The 17,096-nt window shown below is 70.7% G+C and carries 12 protein-coding genes and 1 pseudogene; 4 read left to right on the top strand and 9 right to left on the bottom strand.

Going from position 1 to position 17,096, the window contains the following annotated elements; all coding sequences use genetic code 11:
• Window positions 1-52: 52 nt before the first annotated feature.
• Together CMO28_RS24650 and CMO28_RS24645 are read left to right on the top strand one after the other, a co-directional pair.
• The gene (locus CMO28_RS24650; RefSeq protein ID WP_296718478.1) at window positions 53-1,942 is read left to right on the top strand and encodes an autotransporter assembly complex protein TamA; all 1,890 of its coding nucleotides are present in this window, start codon (window positions 53-55) and stop codon (window positions 1,940-1,942) included.
• 49 nt (window positions 1,943-1,991) lie between these two features.
• Window positions 1,992-6,653, top strand: coding sequence for a translocation/assembly module TamB domain-containing protein (locus tag CMO28_RS24645; protein ID WP_296718473.1), 4,662 nt, complete (start codon window positions 1,992-1,994; stop codon window positions 6,651-6,653).
• 33 nt (window positions 6,654-6,686) lie between these two features.
• Here CMO28_RS24645 and CMO28_RS24640 read toward each other — a convergent pair whose 3' ends face one another.
• Entirely contained in the window at window positions 6,687-7,259 is a 573-nt protein-coding gene (locus tag CMO28_RS24640; protein WP_062763835.1) for an HD domain-containing protein, read from the bottom strand.
• Window positions 7,260-7,405: 146 nt separating this feature from the next.
• Complete coding sequence (locus tag CMO28_RS24635; protein WP_296718466.1) at window positions 7,406-8,443, bottom strand: NAD(P)/FAD-dependent oxidoreductase; 1,038 nt, start codon at window positions 8,441-8,443, stop codon at window positions 7,406-7,408.
• Window positions 8,444-8,553: 110 nt separating this feature from the next.
• On the opposite strand from CMO28_RS24635, the pseudogene CMO28_RS29985 reads away from it, so the two are divergent.
• A pseudogene (locus CMO28_RS29985) lies at window positions 8,554-8,691 on the top strand (DUF2256 domain-containing protein); the annotation flags it as partial.
• 21 nt (window positions 8,692-8,712) lie between these two features.
• Window positions 8,713-9,432, top strand: coding sequence for a DUF6134 family protein (locus CMO28_RS24625; RefSeq protein WP_416370982.1), 720 nt, complete (start codon window positions 8,713-8,715; stop codon window positions 9,430-9,432).
• Between the two features lie 3 nt (window positions 9,433-9,435).
• On the opposite strand, the gene CMO28_RS24620 is transcribed toward CMO28_RS24625, so the two are convergent.
• The 7 genes from CMO28_RS24620 to CMO28_RS24590 form a co-directional block, all read right to left on the bottom strand.
• On the bottom strand, window positions 9,436-10,866 hold the full coding sequence (locus CMO28_RS24620) for a 4Fe-4S binding protein (protein ID WP_296718463.1): 1,431 nt from the start codon (window positions 10,864-10,866) through the stop codon (window positions 9,436-9,438).
• A gap of 20 nt (window positions 10,867-10,886) precedes the next feature.
• A complete protein-coding gene (locus CMO28_RS24615; RefSeq protein WP_296718457.1) occupies window positions 10,887-12,827 on the bottom strand; it encodes a TonB-dependent receptor plug domain-containing protein in 1,941 nt (646 codons plus the stop codon).
• A 47-nt stretch (window positions 12,828-12,874) separates the two neighbouring features.
• Window positions 12,875-13,324: a DUF2946 family protein gene (locus CMO28_RS24610; RefSeq protein WP_296718454.1), complete on the bottom strand. Its 450-nt coding sequence runs from the start codon at window positions 13,322-13,324 to the stop codon at window positions 12,875-12,877.
• A gap of 78 nt (window positions 13,325-13,402) precedes the next feature.
• Window positions 13,403-14,419 carry a magnesium transporter CorA family protein gene (locus tag CMO28_RS24605; RefSeq protein ID WP_296718448.1) on the bottom strand — a complete coding sequence of 339 codons (1,017 nt, stop codon included), beginning with the start codon at window positions 14,417-14,419 and terminating at the stop codon, window positions 13,403-13,405.
• A 122-nt stretch (window positions 14,420-14,541) separates the two neighbouring features.
• Window positions 14,542-15,084, bottom strand: coding sequence for a DUF3833 domain-containing protein (locus CMO28_RS24600; RefSeq protein WP_062763845.1), 543 nt, complete (start codon window positions 15,082-15,084; stop codon window positions 14,542-14,544).
• A 20-nt stretch (window positions 15,085-15,104) separates the two neighbouring features.
• Window positions 15,105-16,556 carry an MFS transporter gene (locus CMO28_RS24595; protein ID WP_296718439.1) on the bottom strand — a complete coding sequence of 484 codons (1,452 nt, stop codon included), beginning with the start codon at window positions 16,554-16,556 and terminating at the stop codon, window positions 15,105-15,107.
• On the bottom strand, window positions 16,553-17,086 hold the full coding sequence (locus CMO28_RS24590; RefSeq protein WP_296718436.1) for a DUF3429 domain-containing protein: 534 nt from the start codon (window positions 17,084-17,086) through the stop codon (window positions 16,553-16,555). The genes CMO28_RS24595 and CMO28_RS24590 overlap by 4 nt, the downstream gene beginning before the upstream one ends.
• Window positions 17,087-17,096: the final 10 nt, after the last annotated feature.

Genomic DNA, 17,096 nt, shown 5'->3' with positions numbered 1-17,096 from the left:
CCTGCTCGGTGGATGCGGGACCGTTAATGATGTCGGCCGCAGCCTTGGTCTGGTGGATGAGGAACCGGTGGCCGAAAGCGGCGAGCCGCTTTTCGCGACCGTGGGCGGGGTGACCTATACGACGCAGATCACCGTCGAGGGGCTGGATCCGGAAGAGGCGGCGGAACAGCAGCGCCTGGCCGAGGCCCGGGCCGAGAAGCGTGCCCGGGAGGAAAAGGAGGGTGCCGCCGGCAGCGTCACCGGCAGCCAGCCGCAGGTGGACGAGCTTGCCGATGCGCCGCTGGACGAGCTGTTCGACAGCCTGTCGGAGCTGCGCCGGCTGGAGGATCGCCCGCCGCCGAGCCTGGCGGCGCTGCGCCGCCGCGGGCAGGGCGATGTCGAGCTGTTCCAGAAGGCCCTGCGCTCGCGCGGCTATTTCGATGGCGAGGTGCGCCTGCGCATCGATCGCGATGCCGAGCCGCCGGCGGCGCAGATCACGGTGCGCCCGGGGCCACGCTACAAGCTGGCCGGCTGGACGGTCGACTGGGCGGCCGGTCAGCCGCCGCTGGTCGATGCCGAAAAGATGACGCCCAAGGCGCTGGGCCTGCCGATGGGGGCGGCCGCCGAGGCTGCGGAAATCGTGGCCGGCGAGCGCCGCCTGCTGACGACGCTGGGCGCCAACGGCTATCCCTTCGCCCGCCAGACCGGCCGCCGCGCGGTCGTGGACCATGACACCCGCAGCATGGCGGTGACGGTCGACATCGACAGCGGCCCCTTCACCCGCTTCGGCGATACCAGCGTCGAAGGGCTGGAAGACGTGCTGGCGACGGTGGTGGAGGGCAAGCGCCCCTGGCAGCCCGGCGACACCTATGATGCCGGCAAGATCGAAAGCTTCCGCGCCGACCTGCTGGCAACGGGGCTGTTCTCCTCGGCCGTGATCGAGACGCCCGAGACCCCGCCGGCCGACGGCAGCATGCCGGTGAAACTGACGGTGGTCGAAGGCCCCCCGCGGAGCATCGGTGCCGGCGTGCGCTATTCGACGACGGTCGGGCCGGAACTGCGTGCCTTCTGGGAGCATCGCAACCTGACCGGCCGTGGCGACAAGCTGCGCACCGAACTCGACATTTCGCCGGTGCTTCAGGAACTGGACGTGAACTACAAGCGGCCGCACCCGCGCGAGGACCGGTTCAATTTCGGTACCGTCAAGCTGATCAACGAAGACACCGACGCCTTCCAGCAGACCGGTATCGAGACCCGTTTCGGCCAGGAACGGGCGCTGGGCGACGGCTGGCGCGGCTCTCTGGCGCTCGCCCCGGAATACAAGATCCTCGACGACGAGAAGGGCGAGCGGACCAGCTATCTGCTGGGCGTGCCGGTGACCCTGTCGCGCGATGCCTCGGACAGCCTGCTGGACCCGCGCCGCGGCTATCGCATCTCGGGCGAGGTGATCCCCTATACCGGTGCGATCGAGGGGGCGGCGATCAGCTTCCTCAGGGCCGAACTCAACGGCTCGATCTATGTGCCGCTGGACGAGCTGGGGCGCTGGGTGCTGGCCGGCCGCGGGCGGATCGGCTCCGTCGCCGGTGCCGCAACGGCAACCCTGCCGGCGGACAAGCGCTTCTATGCCGGTGGCGGCGGGTCGGTGCGCGGCTATGGCTATCGTATGCTGGGACCGCTGGATGGTAATGGCGACCCGCTGGGCGGCCGGTCGGTGGCCGAAGCCGGGGTCGAACTGCGTATGCCGGTGACCCAGGACATTTCCGTCGTGCCCTTCATCGAAGCCGGCCAGATCTCGGAAGAGCCCTGGCCGGATCTGTCGACCAATCTGCGAACCGGCGCCGGGCTGGGTCTGCGCTATTACACGCCGCTCGGTCCGTTCCGCTTCGATGTGGCCCTGCCGCTCGACCGCCGGGATGCCGACGACCCCTATCAGATCTATATCAGCCTTGGACAGGCATTCTGACCGACCGGTGACCCGGATGCGGCCTTCCGAGGCGGAGTGAGACCGAAACGTGAGCAGTGACACGCCCGAACGGGCACCCGATCCGACGACCCCGTCCTCCAGCGGCGGAGCCGAGCCACCCAAGCCCGGACCTGACAAAGGCAGGGCGAAACGGCGCCGTGGCCGGATCCGGAAGATCCTGGGCTATGGGGTGGTGGGCCTTGTGGTGGTTGTGGCCGGCGGCATCGGCGGCGCGGCGATCTGGGCCGACAGCGATCAGGGGCGCCGGACCATCGCCGGGCTTGCCCGTGACGGGATCGAGGCGGCCGGTCTGGGGCCGGTTGATCTGCCGGCGATCGAGGGCAGCCTGTTCGGCCGCCTGCATCTGCCGCGGCTCCGCATCGGCGATCCGGCCGATCCCTGGCTGGTGGCCGACGACGTCACCTTCTCGTGGCGGCCCTCGGCCCTGCTCGCCGGGCGCATCGAGATTGCGACCATCGCGGCGGAACGGATCAAGGTTGCGCCGCCGCCCGATGACGGCACGCCGCCGCCACCGTCGGAGCCTTTCGATCCGCGGACCGTGCGCCTGCCCGACGAGGGCATGCTGCCGCCGCTGACACTCGATCTCCGGCAGCTGAGCGTTTCGCTGCTCGAACTCGATCCGAGGCTGACCGGCCTGGATGCGCCGGCCATGCTGGGGGTCGATGGCGCCGCGCGGGTCGGGCGTGGCGATACCTCGTGGGCCAGGCTCGACATCCATCGCCTGGACGGTCCGGCGGGACGGGTGTCTGCTGCCCTCGAAACCGATCTCAAGGCCGGCACGCTGGATGTCGATCTGGTCGCCGAAGAGGCGGCAGGCGGGCTGGTCGCGACCATGGCGGATCTTCCCGGCCGGCCGCCGATCACCGCCAGGCTTGAAGGCTCGGGCCCGCTGGAGGGCTGGACCGGCCGGCTGACGGCGGATGTGCAGGGCTTGGCCGATCTCGAGACCGGCATCGCATTGGCATTGCGTCCCGATCCCTCGCTGCAGCTTCAGGGCGAACTCGACTGGGCAGGCATGGGCCGGGCGCTGGCCGGGGCCGATACCGCCGCACCCGCAGCGGATGACGCACCCGTCGAGGGCGACGCATCCGTCGAGGGTGGCGCATCCCTCGCGCGGGACGCATCGGATCAACCGGTGCCGCCGCTGGTGCTCGCCTCGGAAACCCCGCTCTCCTTCGATCTGTCGGCGCGGCAGCCGGACGGCCAGACGCTGACCGTCGACCGGCTGGCGCTCTCGACCGGCGGCATCACCCTTTCGGGCACGGCCGGGATGGATACCGGCACCGGTGCGGTGCAGGCGCGGCTGACCGGCAATGTCTCGGGCACGGCGCCGCTTCTGGCGCTGGCGCAGCCGGCGGCGATGTCGGCGGCGACCCTGACGCTGGATGTCGACGGTACCTGGCCCGCCGTCGATGCCCGGCTGGCGGCGACGCTGGCGGCGCCGCGGCTGCAGGGCATCGGCGATGGCGGGCCCTTCGCCAATGCCGCCCGGCTGACCGCGGCGGTGACCGGCCGCGCCCCGGCCCAGGATCTGCCGGCCGATCTGGATCTGGCGCTGGATCTGGATCTCGACGGGCCGCGCCCGGCGGCGCTGGGTCTGCCGCCAGAGGCGGCCGACGGGGTTCTGTCGCTCAAGACCCGGGGCAGTTTCGACGGTGCCGCGGACAAGGTGGTGATCGATGCAGCACTGCTCGACATCGGCACCGCCAACCTTTCGGCCACCGGCAGCTACGCCCTGGATGGTGGCACCATCGACGCCCAGGCGGGGCTGTCGGCCGAAAAATTGAGCCGGCTCGCCACCCTTGCCGGCCTGCCGCAGCTTGCCGGCACGCTGGGCGTCGATGTGACGGTCACCGGCAATCCGGCGAGCCGTCTGGTGGCGGATGTCTCCGCTGAAGGCCGGTCGATGCAACTCGGCATTCCAGAGGCCGATGCGGCGCTGGCCGGGCGGATCGATCTCGCCACCCGGGTGACCGTCACGGGCGAGGGCGGGGTCACGGCCGAGAACCTGTCGCTTGCAACCGGCACCACCCGCCTCGCCGGACGGGCGGCGCTGGGGGCTGCGGGCGGGCTTGACGGCACGAAGCTCACCCTTGCGGTGCGCGATCTGGGGCGGCTGGCGGATGCGGTCGGCGCGCCGGCCGCGGGCCGGCTGGAGGCGGATATCGCGCTCGGCGGCAATCTTTCCGATCCGGCGGCGCGGGTAAATGCGCGGCTGGCGGATGGCCGGCTGGGCTCGATCGACGTCCAGCGCCTGACGCTCGGTCTCGATGGTCGCAATCTGCTCACCGCTCCGACCGGTCGCGTGGCACTGGATGGGGAGACGGCGGAAGGCCCGCTCAGGCTGACGGCCGAGGCGGCTTCGGCCGATGGCGGCAAACGTCTGGATGTGAGCGCGCTGACCCTCGATTTCGCCGGCACCACGGCGCGCGGCCAGGCGGCGGTGACGCTCGCCGATGCGCTGGTGCGCGGCCGGCTCGACATCGACGCGCCGGATCTGGCGCCGATCGGCCGGCTGGCCGGGCTCGACATGGGCGGGCGGCTGTCGCTGGATGTCGATCTGGGCGCCGACCGGCGCGGCCGCCAGACGGTGAAGGCCGATGGCGAGGCGGCGGCGCTGTCGGTGGCCGGCAGTGTCGCGGCCGAGCGGCTGACGCTGGATGCCGATATGGTGCTGGACCAGGGCCGGCCGGGCGGCCGGGCGACGATCGCGGCCGAGCGGGTGACCGCAGGCCCCGTGCAGCTGGCCACGCTGAAAGCCACGGCCACGCCCCAGGGGGCGGCGACGGGGTTCGATCTGGCGGCGACCGGCAATTTCAAGGGCCGGCTGACGCTGGATGCCAGCGGCAATCTGGCGACCGACCGGCAGGGGGCGATGGTGCTGACGCTCGACCGGCTGAAGGGCCAGGCCGTGGGTGAAGAACTGGGGCTGGGTGCGCCGGCGACGGTGCGCCTTGCCGATGCGACCCGCGTCGACCTGCCCGAATTGCGGATCGGCAAGGCCGGCCGCATCGTGCTTGATGCCGTGATGGCGCCGGATCGGCTGACCGCCGAAGGCCGGCTGACGGCGGTGCCGCTCGACCCGCTGCGCCGGTTCCAGGCGCCGATCGGCAATGGCGGCCGGCTGGACGGCACGATCGATCTGGCCATGGGCCCCCGCGGGCGGGAGGGTGCGGTCACGCTCACCATCCGGGACCTGCCGGTCGATGCCGAGGTCGAAGGCATGGAGACGCCGATCATCTCGGGCGACGTGAAGGCGACGCTCGGCGATCGGACGGCGGATCTGGACCTTGCGATCGCAGGTCTGGGCGAACAGCCGCTGACGGTCACCGCCAGGGTGCCGCTCCAGCCCTTCCGGCGCGGGGCGCCGACGGAGATTGCGCTGGATGACGCCGGGCCGGTCGAGGGCCGGCTGCGATGGCAGGGCGATCTGGGCCGGCTGGCGCTGGCCGCCGGCATCGACGGCCAGCGCTTCGCCGGGCGGATCGATGCCGACATGACCGTGAACGGCACCGTCGCCAATCCGGATGTCGCAGGCGGCATCAGGCTGACCGATGCGGCCTATGAGAACCAGGATGTGGGCACGCTGCTGACCGGCATCACCGGCGAGATCGGTGTCTCGGGGCGCTGCTGCCTGGCGGTGAAGCTGGATGCGCGCGACGGCGGCAGCGGCACGGTTGCCGTGAACGGTACGGTCAATCTGGACGACCTTGCCGACCCGCGCATGGATATCAAGGTGAAGATCGACCAGGCTCGCCTGGTACGCCGCGACGATGTCGATGCGGTGCTCGACGGCAATCTGGCGATGACCGGCGGCCTGGGCGACGGGCAGCTTGGCGGGACCGTGACGGTGCGTCAGGCAGAGGTCCGGCTGATCGACAGCGGCGGGCCCTCGATCCGCACGATCGACGTGGTCGAGGTCAGGAACGGCCGGGTGGTGGCGGATCCGGGCTCGCCCGAACAGCAGCAGCAGGCATCGGGCGGGCTGGCGCTCAACATCGATGTCCGGGCGCCGGGGCGGATCTTCGTGCGCGGCCGCGGGCTGGACACCGAATGGCAGGGCAATCTGAAGGTGCGCGGCACCACCGGCACACCGGTGATCAACGGCGAACTCAGCGTGGTGCGCGGCGAGGCCGATGTGGTCGGGCGGACCCTGACCTTCTCGAAGGGTGTCATTACCTTCGACGGTCTGGCCGATATCGATCCGCGGCTCGATATCGAGGCGACGCTGACCAATGCCGATGTCACCGCCATCGTGCAGGTCACCGGCCGGGCATCGGCACCGCAGCTGACGCTGAGTTCCGAACCGGCGCTGGCGCAGGACGAGATCCTGGCCCGGGCCTTCTTCGGCAAGCCGGGGGCGAAACTCTCGGCCGTGGATGCGATCAGGGTCGGGCAGGGGCTGGCGACGCTGACCGGTGGCGGGGGCGGCGGATTCGACCCCACCGGTTTTGCCCGTGACCTGTTCGGGCTCGACGTGCTGGATGTCGGCACCGACGATACCGGCTCCGGCGCCTCGGTCAGGGCCGGCAAATATCTGAGCGACGATCTGTTCGTCGGTGTCGAGCAGGGGGCCGGCAGCAGTGCCGTGACGGTGGAGCTGGAGGTGCTGCCCAACATCAAGGTCGACACCGAAGTCGGTGCCGAGGGCGGCAGTTCCGTGGGTGCGACCTGGAGCTATGACTACTGACGGAAGATGACCGAGGGAACGAGCGGCGCGGCGTCAGTCGCGCCGCGACGCCGCCAGCACATGGCGGGCGAAGCTGCGGAAGCGGGGCAGCACGAGATTACGCTGCTTCGCCCGGTCGCAATAGCGCCGGAGCCTGAGGGCGGTATCGGCATGGCGGCGGATGCGGAACACCGTCGCCTCTTCCTGGGACATCGCACCGCCGCCGGCCGAAAGGGCGACCCGGGCGGCCGGGGTCAGTGTCGCGGCATAGCCGGCATCCGATGCCGCCAGATAGCGCTTGGCCTGGACATGCAGGCGCACCGCCTCTGCCACCTCGGGCAAGAAATAGCTGGCGAGGAAGTCGCCGCCGACCCGGGCATGCTCTTCGTCATCCGCCAGGCGATGGGCGTCCTCGGCGGCGCCGCGGATCAGCTGGCCCACATCATGGAGCAGGGCGGCCGCGATCATCGTCGGTGCGGCGCCGTCTGCCTCGGCGATCATTGCCGATTGCACCGCATGTTCGTAGACCGTCACCGGCTCGCCCAGATACAGATCATGCGCCCGGCGCTCATAGAGGCCTGCGACGAGGTCGGGCAGGTCGGAAGAGGACTGGTAGAGCACGGACATGGGGCGGGGGCCACCGGCACAAAGCGGGATCGGTCGCCGGGATCTGCGACCGCAACCAGAGGGGGTGAACCCTATTCTTAGCCGCGCAACCCTCGGATCAGAAATGAAGTGTTGGTGACAAACCCTTGGTGCCTGACCGGTCTTGCTCAGCCGATCAGTGCCAGGGCTGCGGCGCGACCGCTGTCCACCGCGGCCTCGGCACGCCCGCCGATGCACCAGTCGCCGGCGATGGCGATCCCGGTCCCGGGATCGGCCAGGCAAGGTGAGCAAAGCGGCACCTCTGCGAGAGCATAGCGCCAGCGATGGGCCTGGATCAGGCGCGGGGTGATCGCCCGGCCGACCAGGCGTTCCAGGTTGCGAAGCAGGGCTGCGGCGGCCACTTCGGGTGTCTCTTCCAGATGAACCCGGCTCCAATGCGGGGTGGCGTGGACGACCAGGCTCTGTGGCGCGGATGGCCGGCCTGGCAGGTCACGCTGATCGCCGATCCAGGCGATCGCCTCGTCCTCGGGCCGCCAGCGCGGGCCGGGCAGGGGCAGCGTCTCGTCCACCGCCAGCATCAGGGCCCAGCAGGGGGCGACGATGGTCGAGGCGATGCGGCGGCGCCAGCCTTCCGGCAGCAGCACATCGATCAGCAGGTCCAGCGTCTGTTCGGGCGGGGCGGTGACGATCAGCTGGCGCGCATGGACCAGTGGCAGACCGTCTTCGTCCTCCAGCCGCCAGAGGCCGTGGTCGGTGCGGACGACCCCGCCGATGCGGGTGCCGGTGCGGATGTCGAGACCCTGGGCCAGATGTTTCGCGATCGCCGTCATGCCGCCCATGCCCACCCAGCGGGGCTGGTCGCGTTCGGCTTCCGCCGGCTGGCCATGCCGGGAGGGGCCATGCAGCGGCGGAGCAGGCAGGCGGCGGGCCAGATTGGCGGCCTCGGCCCCGGCCATGGCGGCGACCAGGGCGGGGCTGCGGGCGGTCATGAACTGGGCACCGTGGTCGAAGCGGAGAACCGTGCCGTCGTCGAGCGTGGCGCGGCGGGTGGCGAGCCGGCCGCCGATGCCGCGTCCCTTGTCGAAGATCAGGGGCGTGACGCCCTGGCGTCTGGCCAGCCGGCCGGCGGATATGCCGGCAAGGCCCGCACCGATGATCGCAAGCCCGATCGGGTCTTCGAAGGCAGGGGGCGGCGCTGAGGTCACGGACGATTACTCCCTCGACAGATGCCGAACGGGTGATCCGTTGGCTTCCGCCGTCGGTATATGGGGCGGAGACCGCGAATTGTGAGACCTGACCACCCGGGAGACATGCGATGCCGAAAATGCGACGCAAGGCCGATCTGCCGACCAGGCTGTGTGCGGCATGCGGGCGGCCCTTCGCCTGGCGGCGCAAATGGGCCCGCGACTGGGAGGCGGTGCGCTATTGCTCTGACGCCTGCAGGCAGAGGCGTGGCGGGGTCGACCGGCGGACCGTGGTGGCCGGCCTGCTGGGGGGCGGGCTGCTGCTGGCGGCACCGGTTTTTGCTGGCCGGGCCCTGGCGGCTGCCGCCCCGGGGACGGGTGAGCTGGCCTTCGACGTCTTCCGGGGCGATGCCCCGATGGGCCGCCACGTGCTGCGCTTCACGCCCGAGGCCGATGGCCGGCTGACGGTGTCGGTGGAGATCGATCTTGCGGTCTCGTTCGGGCCGATCACGGTCTATCGCTACACCCATCGCAACACCGAAAGCTGGGCCGGCGGCCGGCTGGTCGCGATCCGGACCCGCACCGATGATGACGGCACGGCCTATGCGGTCGACGGGCGGGCAGAGGGCGACAGTTTCGTGGTGGAGGGCGCCGACGGCCGGGCGGAGGCCCCGGCCGACGTGATCCCGACCAGCTATTGGCATCCCGAGACGCCGGCGCGGCCGCGCTGGCTGGACACGCAGCGCGGCCGGCTGCTGGATGTGGCGGTGACCGATCGGGGCGGCGTGGAGCGCCCGGCACCCGATGGCGGCAGCATCGCCGCCCGCGCCTATGACGTGACCGGCGACCTGACCATGACGCTCTGGTACCGCGCGGCCGAGCCGCGCTGGCTGGGGGTGGCCTTCGACGGGCGCGGGCGCGAGGTGCGCTATCGCCTGGCGCGGGACACGGCACCGTCGCCGCTGCGCCTGGCCCGCGGCGACTGGCAGATGCCGGCCGCCGGTGCCTGAACATTAGTGGACATGGCCGGCCGGCATCCCCTGGGCGGCGGCCCAGAGCTTGACCACCAGCACCAGCGCATAGAGCAGCACGGGGGCCGCCGCGGCTGTCGTGGCGAGAAAACGGCGGCCGCGGGGTGTGCCGGCGGGCAGCACCAGCGCCGTGCGGCGATGCATCACCCGCAGGGACCAGAGGATGGCGATCCAGGGCAGCAGGTCGAAGATGCCGAGCCAGGGCGTGCCGCGCGCGACCAGCGGCCCGATCTCCGCAGCCGGCAGGCCATAGGCGGCAATGGCGCTGTTCCAGAGCCTGGGTGCATAGACCGCCAGGAAGAACACGATGCCGTGGGCGAGCATGGCAATGCAGGCGAGCGGCGCCAGACCATGACCCAGCACCGCGGCAACCTCTGCCCGATCGCGGCCGGCAAGACGGGCGACCAGGCCCCAGCCTGTCCGCGCCGCCCCCAGGGTGAGGGCGATGGCGAGCAGCAGCGCGACCAGACCCGACCACTGGAACCAGGCCGGCATCGGGATCCGATCGGCCAGCAGCCCGCCGGCCAGGTTCCAGGGCATCATGGCGGCAAGCGGGGTGTGGTTCAGCCCGTGCTGGAACTGGACGCCGACCGCGGCAACCGCCGTCAGCCAGAGCAGGATCCGGGCGGTGCGACCGTCATCCCGGGCCACCGGCCGCGCCAGCTGATGACCGGGACGGCGCAGTTCCACCTTGACCGAGGTACAGGCGGTTGCGCAGTCCATGCAGAGGGTGCAGTCGGCCATGTCGTTGCGTTCCTCGAAGCGGAACGGGCTGAGGTGGTGGGGACAGGCGCGGGCGCAATCGAAGCTGCGGCAGGTGGCGCAGTTTTTGGCCTCGGTGGTGATCCAGGCCGACCCGGCGCGGGCATAGGCGGTGAGTACCCCGCCCAGCGGGCAGATATGGCGGCAATAGGCCATGTCGCGCCAGACGAGGAAGCTGGCGGCGGCAAGCAGGGTATAGGCCAGGAAGAAGCCCGCGGTGATGTCGGCCGAGCGGGCGAAGGCGGCAGGCGCTGCGAACGAGACCGCCCAATAGGTCACCATCACCAGCACCAGGCCGATATTGGCCCGGATCAGCCAGCGCGGCGCATGCCGCTTCAGGCCGATCCGGCTCAGATACTTGCCCATGAAGCCATGCGGGCAGACCGAGCAGAAGGCGTTCCCCAGTGTCGGGGTGACCAGGCTGGTGAAAAAGGGCCAGAAGATTCCCCACATCAATGCGAGTGTGAAGGCGCCGCTGCCGGCGGGGTCGGTCAGCCCGAACCAGATGGCGGAGGCGAGCAGGAAGACGGTCAGGCCGCGCAGCGCGTTCAGCACATGCGGCCGCCGCAACACCCCGGCGATGCCGGGGAGTGCGGTGAGTTCGATGGCGCGTGCGGGTGCAGGCGGGCGCGGTCGGATGACGACGGCCATGGCGAGGTCTCCTTCCGGGCTCAATAGCGCAGATTGACGCCGAGATAGAAGAAGCGCTCTGCCGGCTCGAAGGGCTGGAGATTGTCGGGCACATGCGTGCCGATCAGCCCGTCGACGCCGCCGGTGATCTCGACCAGCTGCGTCAGCCGGTGGCTGACCTTCACGTCGATCCGGCCGTAATCGGTGGAGACATTGCCGAGATTGCTGGCGCCGAAACCCACCGGTGCGTAATAGGACAGCATGCCGGTGCCGGCCAGATGGACCAGGGTGTCGTCATCGGCCGCCCAGTCGAGGCCGATCTTGCCCTGCTGGCGCGGTCGGCGGCCCAGCCGCTCGTCGGCGGTGGTGTCGCGGGCATCGATCCATTCCAGCGAGCCCGTCAGCATCAGATCGTCGCCGATCGGCGTGCGACCGGTGATCTCGACGCCGCGGATCCGCGCGGTGCCGATATTGGTGTAGTCATAGCGCCCGGGCGCCGTCAGCCGGGTGGTGATCAGGTCCTCGACTTCGGAATTGTGGACGGTGACGCCCAGCTCCGCGCCATCGGCGAAGCGATAGGCGGCGGCGGCTTCCGCCGTCCATGAGGTTTCGGGTTCCAGGTCGGCATTGCCGTAGATGACCGAGCGGCCGCGATGGATGATCGAATAGAGCTGCAGATAGGTCGGGGCCTTGAAGGCGGTGCCAGCACCGATGCGGAAGGTCCAGGGGCCGGGCGTCCAGGAAAGGGTCGCGCGCGGATTGGTGGTGGTGCCGACATCGCTGAAGTCGTCATAGCGGATGCCGGCAAGCAGGGTCCAGTCTTCGGCGAGCGTCCATTCATCCTGGGCGACGGCTGCCCGGCTGCGCCGGTCGGCGGAGCCCTTGGCCAGAACCGACAGGTCGATATCCTCTTCCAGATATTCGAAGCCGACGGTCGCGACGTGATCGGCGCCGAGCGGCACGGTATAGAAGCCGGTCAGTTCGCGGCCGTCGATGCGGGTGGTGTCGAGCGAGCCGGTGCGCAGCACGTCGCCTTCGGTGTGGTAGGCGCTGCCCGAGAGCGTTATCCGGCCGGGGCCGACCTCGCCCGCCCAGTTAAGCGCCCCGGTGCGGCTGGTCTCGTGCTCACGCGAGTCGACCGGCATCGGCACCCGGCCGCCATCGGAGGCGAGCCCCTTGGCCCGCAGCTCTTCATAGCCGAGATCGAGGGTGATCTCGTGACCGGGGGCCACATCCCAGGCCGTGCGCCAGGCGGCATGGCGCGAGGACTCGCCCTTCAGGTCGTCGAAGGCGGAACCCGCCTCGCTCCATGGATCGCGGGAGCGGATCGAGAGGTCGAGCCGGTTGCGGGTCTGGCCGATCCGGCCGGTCTCTACCGCCGCCCGGCCGATCCGGGTCAGCCTTTCGCCGTTTTCCGACACGCCGGCCAGGGTCTGAAGGCTGGCCCCCGGTTCGGTGGCGGCATCCCGGCTGATGATGTTGACCACGCCCGAGACGGCGTCGGCGCCGTAGAGCGCCGACATCGGCCCGCGGATGATCTCGATCCGGTCGACGGAACCCAGATCGAAGGCCGAGAGGTCGACATTGCCGAAACGGCCGCGGCGGCGGTGGCCGTCGACCAGGATCAGCGCCTGACCGTCTTCGAAGCCGCGGATGGAGAAACGGGTGGTGGAGCCGCCATCGGCGATGATCACGCCGGTCGCCTGTTCAAGGGCCCGGGCGACGGTGGTTGCCGGCACGGCGTCGAGCCGGGCCCGGTCGATGATCTCGATCGCGGCCGGCACGTCTTCAAGCGCCTGCGGACTGCCGCGGCGGGCCGTGACGCTGAGCGCGGGCAGTTCGGTGCTGCCGACAGCAGTGGCTTCGTCGGCGCGGGCGGGCAGGGGCATGCCGGTGCCGGTGAGGGCGAGGGCGGCGACGGCAGCACGGGCCGTCGCGGGCAGCAGCCGGCGGGTGCCGGCCGCGGTCTGGCGGAGGATCATGTCGGATGTCCTGGATCTGATACCGGTTCGGAACGAACGAGGCGGTGTCAGACCAGGGGTGGGGCACGGGCCGGCGGACGGGGGGCGAGGCGGTCTCGCGGCAGCGGCAGGCCGCGGGCGACCGGCTGCAGCCGGGCCAGGACCTCCGCCGCCGGTTCGGGCAGGGCGGGGGCGGTCGCGACCAGCGCGGGCGCAAGACACAGCCCGCCGCAGGGCAGGCCGTGATTGATGCGGAGATGGCCGTCGCCATCGAGCGGGCGGCCGTCATCATCGACGGTGATCTGTACCAGACCGGTCGGCGTGCAGATGACCAGCTGGCCGGTTTCCGCAGCCTTTGCGGCGGAGACGTTGAGCGCCGCGCCGCCCAGGATCTGGGCGACCAGCACCGCCAGCATGACCAGGGCGGCAGGCAGGCGATGGCCGCGAACGGCCGACAGGCCGCGCGTCGCCGCACGGCCTCTGCTGCCGCCCCGACCTTGATCCCGTGCTGTCGCCACTGCCCGTCCTGCTGATTCTACAGCATAGTATCGTCTGATCTTCAGCCGCCTGCGACGCGACATGCGGTCGCAGGCGGGTCAGAGCCAGCCGCGGCGCTTGAACAGCCAGTAGGGCAGCACGGCGGAGCCGACCATCATCAGCAGGGCGAGCGGATAGCCCAGATGCCAGGAGAGTTCGGGCATCACCTCGAAATTCATGCCGTAGATGCTGGCGATCAGCGTCGGCGGCAGGAAGACCACGGCCACGACCGAGAAGATCTTGATGATGCCGTTCTGCTCGATCTGGATCAGGCCGAGCGTCGCATCCAGCATGAAGGAGAGCTTGTTGGCGAGGTAGCTTGCGTGATCGGACAGCGAGACCACGTCACGGGTGATGGTCTTCATTGCGGCCAGCCCGGTCTTGCTGGCCCGGCCGCGCAGATTGCGGCCGGCAAAACCCGCGAGCCGGCCGATCGAGACCAGGCTTTCGCGGATCTTGGAGGTGAGGTCGCCCATCCGGCCGATCGCGGCGATCAGCGCCTCGTAATCGGGCGCCGGCGGTCGCTGGTTGCTCTTGCCCGTCTTGCCGCCGTTGCCGGGCGTGATGCCGCGGGTGCGCTGGCCGGCTTCGAACACCGTCTGCGACACCTGGTCGATCTCGGCGCCGACCAGCTCCAGCACGTCGGCCAGCCGGTCGACGATCGCCTCCAGCAGGCCGAAGAGCACGCCTTCAGCACCGGTCACGGCACCGGGATGCCGGTCGACATGGGTTGCGAAGGCGCGGAAGGGCAGCGGGTCGGTGTGGCGGACGGTGATCAGCCGGCCGTGGGTCAGCACGAAGGTGATGGCGCTGGCGACCGGGCTGCCGGTTTCGACCGAACTCAGCACGGTGGCGGTCATATAGAGCGCGCCGTCTTCCTCGTAGAGCCGGCTCGACGCCTCGATCTCGCGCATCTCCTCCTTGGTGGGGATGTCGACGCCGAGGGCCTGGTCGACGCGGTGGAGTTCCTCCATCGACGGGTCGACCATGTCGACCCAGACCACGGTCTCGTCGATCGGGCTGCCGGCGGGGGCGCGGCGGAGCACACCCGGTTCGGTGACATAGAGATTGATCATGCGCAGGGCCTCGCCGTGCTCGGGCGCAGCCGGGGCCTGGTGCCGCCGGCTGCGCCCGGTTTAGGCGCGCCGATCGTTTCAGGCAAATGAAAACTCCGTGTCGGTGGCACGGTTCCCCCGCATCATTCGCGCGGCGCCTGCATCGCCATCGCCGGCCGGCGATCGGTCTGCAGGCCGAGGGCGGGGGCCATGCGCGGCCGTTCCTTCTGGAAGAAGATGGTGGCGGTGCCGAGTTCGATGCCGAACTTGGTGACCGTGGCGCGGTTCAGCACCACGCCGTCTTCCTGCAGGAACATCCAGTCGTCGAAACGGACCTCGATCTCGCGGCCGCCGACCTTCAGGTTCATGCGATAGGTCCAGTTCAGCGCATTGCCGAAGGCGGCGCCGCGGGCCTCGCCCAGCACGTCATCGGCCTGACCGACATAGCCGTTGGGGCCGTCGGGCCGAATGGTCCAGACCCGGCGATCCAGCTCGCCATCGGCATAGCGGAAATGTTCGTCGAGGGTAAGGGTCTCGCCGTCCCAGTCGCCGTCGATGTCGACCACGAACTGACGGCGGAGATTGCCGAAGCGGTCCTCGAACATGCCCCAGGCCCGGGTTTTGCCGGTGAAGTAGTCTTCGAGGCGGAAGGCCGGTCCGGCGCCGGCGAAATCTTCGACTTTCATGGTGCTGCATCCGGTGATCGTCAGGAGGCTGAGGAGCGCGAGCACGACGCCCGCGGTGCGGCGACGGAGAGAGAACATGAGGGTTTCCGCGAAGAGGGTGGACCGCAGCCCGGCGGGGGGGCGACCGCCGGGCTGCGGCGCCGGGCGATTTCTTCCGCCAGACCGGACTGGATCTCCCGGGTGAGGGGGAAGCGGCGGACCAGCAGGATCGCCCAGATCTTGAAGGGCACCGGCAGGGCGCCGTAGACCAGGGCCAGCACGGTGAGCGCCGCTGCCCCGCCACCATCGGCGGCGGCAGGATCGAAGCCGGCGGCGTCGATCAGCGGAAAGGCGGTGCCGATGCCCAGCGCCAGCGCCGCCTTGGTGGCGAAGCCCCAGAGGGCGAAGAACAGGCCCGCCCGTTCCTGCCCGGTTTCCAGGCGGTCGATGTCGATCACATCGGCCTGCATGGCGTTGGGCAGGGCCAGATCGGCGCCGAGCGTCGCACCGGTGGCGATGCAGATGATCAGGAACGGCACGACGTCGCCGGTGCCGAGGAAGGCCGCCGGCAGGAAGGCGGCCGTGGCGATGGCCATCGCGATCGCCCAGGCCCGGTGCTTGCTGGTGCGGGCGGCAAGCCGGAGCCAGAGCGGCGCCGCCAGGATGCCGGCGGCGAAATAGACGAAGAGCAGCGGCCCGGCCAGATCGGGCCGGCCGATGACGTGCGAGACATAGAGCAGGAACAGCGTCGCCGGCAGGCCGTTCGCGAAGCCGTTGGCGATATAGGCGCCGATCAGCCGCCGGAAGGGGCGGTTGGCCACAAGGGCGCCCAGCCGCGCCAGCTGCCCGCGCGCCCGGGCGACCGGACGATCGGGTTCCGGCACCGCGATCACGGCGGCGGCGGTGGTGACCGGCAGCAGCAGGGTGATGGCGGCGCCGAGCGTGGCGAGGCCCGCGGCGGTGACCGCCGTGCCGCCACCGCCCGCCACCACCGGCAGGGCGATGGCCGCCAGCGTGCCCAGGATTACGAAAACCTCGCGCACCGTGACGATCCGGCTGCGCTCGTCATAGCCGTCGGACAGCTCCGCCGCCCAGGCCTGCTGGGAGAGCACCATCATGGTGCCGCCCAGATGCAGCACGATCGACCAGACCAGCAGATGCACCGCCCCGGCGCCGTCGGGCGGGGACATCAGCATCCAGATGCCGGCGATGGTGAAGGGCAGGCCGGCAACCATCCAGCCCCGCCGCCGGCCGCCGGGCAGGCGGACGGCATCGGCGAGCACGCCGACCACAGGGTCGGTGACCATGTCCCAGATTCGCGCGGCGAGCAGCACGCCCCCCACGACGCCGAGCCCAAGGCCCAGCGTGTCGGCATAATAGGTCGGCAGGTAGATATAGAGCGGCAGGGTGAGTGCCGCGAGCGGCAGCCCGGGCAGGCCGAACAGCGCAAGGCGCCAGCCGGGCAGCGTGGCGGTGCCGGCGGCCGCGGTCACGCGGGCCCCCCGCCGCCGATCGGCGCGCCGATCGCGAGCGCGACCAGGGCACCCAGCGTGAGGCCGATCCGGAGCCGGAGATACCAGCCGGGCAGGCCCGCCCGCAGGGGGCCCAGCGTTTCGGCGGCAAGCAGCAGGGCGAAGGCGGCGGTTGCAAGGGCAAAGCCCGAAGCCTGCGGCAGCAGCAGCGCCGCCCAGCCGAGCAGAGAGGGCAGAACCGAGATCGCGAAGCGCTGCATCGCCCGCCTGGTGTCGGCCGGGCCGGATGCCAGCGCCAGCCCCCAATGCACCGCACCCAGGAAGGACAGAATGACCGCGCCATAGGCGAGCAGGGCCGCGCGCGCCGCCGCGGCGTCATCCGACAGCAGGGCGAGGGCGGCACCGGCGGCAAACGGGATCAGCCCGGCAATGCCCAAAGCCGTCGCCAGACGCGCCGGCCCCTTTGGCGTGGGCCTGTTTGGCGTGGACCCGTGCGGCGTGCCGCCGGTCCGTGCCTCCCGCGCGCTGCCCATGACATTGCCGCTGCCCATGAAACCCGTC

The organism is Tistrella sp., from assembly GCF_002684955.1.
Taxonomy (GTDB): domain Bacteria; phylum Pseudomonadota; class Alphaproteobacteria; order Tistrellales; family Tistrellaceae; genus Tistrella; species Tistrella mobilis.
The sequence above is the reverse complement of the archived record's forward strand: the minus strand, read 5'-3'. Positions and strand labels throughout refer to the sequence as shown.